Raw genomic sequence first — 3,292 nt, 5'->3', positions numbered from 1 at the left:
AGGAACGGTCGAGGGGGTGCTGGGCCGATACGTGACCGGCGCGCGGCGGCTTGTCGGCGCGGGCCAGAACCCCGGCGGCGGGCTGTCCGGGACAGACCCGCTACCCGATCCGGCCGGGCTGCCGGACCTCGCGGCGGGCGTCGGCCACGGTCCGTGTGCAGCCGCGCGGCGGCGTTCCGGCGGGATGTCCCGGCGCGCGGCGCGCCATCCCGGCGCTCTGTGCCGGGCGGACTGCCGGTCGGCCCGGCCTCGGGGAGCTGCCGGGGCGGGGAGCGGTCGTGGCGAACCTGCCGAGCCGCCGTCGCCCTTCGGCCGGGGCCGGCGGCGTCCGGCCGCTGACGGCGCTGTCCGCGCTGTCCGCGCACGCTGCCCGAGCTGCCCCGCGCCGCCGCCGGATCCACGCGGCCCGGCGGCGCCCGTGCGGCGGCGTCCGGCCACGCGCGCGGCCGGCGGCTCCGAGGTTCCGCGCAGCCGCCGGAGGCCCACGTGGATCGGAGTGTCAGTGGGGCGTGGCAGGATCGGGGGCGTGGCAGAAACAGCAGCGAAGAAGACCGAGAACACCACCGGCGCCGGCCGGCCCCGCCTGATGCTCATGGACGGGCACTCGCTGGCCTACCGCGCGTTCTTCGCGCTGCCCGCGGAGAACTTCACCACCGCGACCGGCCAGCCGACGAACGCGATCTACGGCTTCGCGTCGATGCTGGCGAACACCCTGCGTGATGAGGCGCCCACTCACTTCGCGGTGGCCTTCGACGTCTCCCGCAAGACCTGGCGTTCCGAGGAGTTCACCGAGTACAAGGCGAACCGCTCCAAGACCCCGGACGAGTTCAAGGGCCAGGTCGAGCTGATCGGCGAGCTGCTCGACGCCATGCACGTGTCGCGGTTCGCGATCGACGGCTTCGAGGCCGACGACGTGATCGCCACGCTCGCCACCCAGGCCGAGGCCGAGGGCTTCGACGTGCTGATCGTCACCGGCGACCGCGACTCCTTCCAGCTCGTCAGCGAGCACACCACGGTGCTGTATCCCACGAAGGGCGTCTCCGAGCTGACCCGCTTCACCCCGGAGAAGGTCGTCGAGAAGTATGGTCTGACGCCCGCCCAGTACCCCGACTTCGCGGCCCTGCGCGGCGACCCGTCCGACAACCTCCCGGGCATCCCGGGCGTCGGCGAGAAGACGGCCGCGAAGTGGATCAACCAGTTCGGTTCGTTCGCGGAGCTGGTCGAGCGGGTCGACGAGGTCAAGGGCAAGGCAGGGCAGAATCTCCGCGACCATCTGGAGTCCGTCAAGCTCAACCGCCGCCTGACGGAGATGGTCCGCACCGTCGAGCTGCCCGAAACGGTCCTCGACCTGGAGCGAACCCCGTACGACCGCACGGCCGTGGCGATGATCCTGGACACCCTGGAGATCCGGAACCCGTCGCTGCGCGAGCGGCTGCTCGCCGTCGACCCTGGCGCCCAGGAGGCCGAGCCGGCCCCGGTCGTCGCACCCGGCGTCGCGCTGGACGGCACGGTGCTGGCCACGGGCGAGCTGACCGGCTGGCTCACCGAGCACGGCGGCGAGCCCCTCGGTGTGGCCACCGTGGACACCTGGGGCCTGGGCACCGGTTCGGTCGCCGAGGTCGCGCTCGCCGCGGCGGGCGGACCGGCCGCCTGGTTCGACCCGTCGGAGCTGGACGAGACCGACGAGAACACCTGGGCCGCCTGGCTGGCCGCCGAGGACCGGCCCAAGGTCCTGCACAACGCCAAGGGCGCCATGCGTGTCTTCGCCGAGCACGGCTGGAGCGTCGCCGGTGTCTCCATGGACACCGCCCTGGCCGCCTACCTGGTCAAGCCGGGCCGCCGTTCCTTCGATCTGGACGCGCTGTCGCTGGAGTACCTGGGCCGGGAGCTGGCCCCGCCGGCAGCGGCCGACGGCCAGCTCGCCTTCGGCGCGGACGACAGTGCCGAGGCCGACGCCCTGATGGTGCAGGCCCGCGCGATCCTCGACCTCGGCGACGCCTTCCGGGACCGGCTGCAAGAGGTCGGCGCGGCCGATCTCCTCCAGGACATGGAGCTGCCCACCTCCACCCTCCTCGCCCGCCTGGAGCGGCACGGCATCGCGGCCGACCGGGCCCATCTGGAGGCCATGGAGCAGATGTTCGCCGGCGCGGTCCAGCAGGCCGTGAAGGAGGCGCACGCCGCCGCCGGGCACGAGTTCAACCTCGGCTCGCCCAAGCAGCTCCAAGAAGTCCTCTTCGGCGAGCTGGGCCTGCCGAAGACCAAGAAGACCAAGACCGGTTACACGACGGACGCCGACGCCCTGGCCTGGCTCGCCGCCCAGACGGACAACGAACTGCCGGTGATCATGCTCCGGCACCGTGAGCAGGCCAAGCTCCGCGTCACCGTCGAGGGCCTGATCAAGACGATCGCCGCCGACGGCCGCATCCACACCACCTTCAACCAGACGGTCGCCGCGACCGGCCGGCTGTCGTCCACGGACCCGAACCTCCAGAACATCCCGGTCCGCACGGACGAGGGCAGGGCGATCCGGCGCGGGTTCGTCGTCGGCGAGGGCTTCGAGTCGCTGATGACGGCCGACTACAGCCAGATCGAACTGCGGGTGATGGCCCACCTCTCCGAGGACGAGGGCCTCATCGAGGCGTTCACCTCGGGCGAGGACCTGCACACCACGGCCGCCTCCCAGGTCTTCGGCGTCGAGCGGGACGCCGTGGACGCGGAGATGCGCCGCAAGATCAAGGCGATGTCGTACGGACTGGCGTACGGACTGTCGGCGTTCGGCCTGTCCCAGCAGCTGAACATCGAGGCGGGGGAGGCCCGCGCCCTGATGGACGCCTACTTCGAGCGCTTCGGCGGCGTACGGGACTATCTGCGCCGGGCGGTCGAGGAGGCGCGGGCGACGGGCTACACCGCGACGCTCTTCGGACGCCGCCGCTACCTTCCCGANNCCGATCCAGGGCACGGCGGCGGACATCGTCAAGATCGCCATGCTGAAGGTGGACGCGGCGCTGCGGGGGGCGGGCCTCACGTCCCGCATGCTCCTCCAGGTCCACGACGAAATCGTCCTGGAGATCGCCCCCGGTGAGGGGGCGGCCGTGGAGGAACTGCTGCGCCGCGAGATGGCGGGCGCGGTCCAGCTCAGGGCTCCCCTGGACGTCTCGGTGGGCTCGGGCCCCGACTGGGAGTCGGCGGCCCACTAACCTCGGGCCGAGCCGACAGACCCGAAGGGACCCCGCCCACACCGGCGGGGTGGTCCCTCTTCTCATCCCCGCGCGGAGCCCTCGCCGCTCCCACC

The 3,292-nt window shown here is 72.4% G+C and carries 1 pseudogene; it reads left to right on the top strand.

From position 1 onward, the window contains the following. Nucleotides 1-526 precede the first annotated feature (526 nt). Nucleotides 527-3,197: pseudogene (gene polA, locus BZL64_RS12985) on the top strand (DNA polymerase I). Nucleotides 3,198-3,292 lie beyond the last annotated feature (95 nt).

The organism is Streptomyces bobili (assembly GCF_002154575.1).
GTDB classification, from domain to species: Bacteria; Actinomycetota; Actinomycetes; order Streptomycetales; family Streptomycetaceae; genus Streptomyces; species Streptomyces bobili.
The sequence above is the reverse complement of the archived record's forward strand: the minus strand, read 5'-3'. Positions and strand labels throughout refer to the sequence as shown.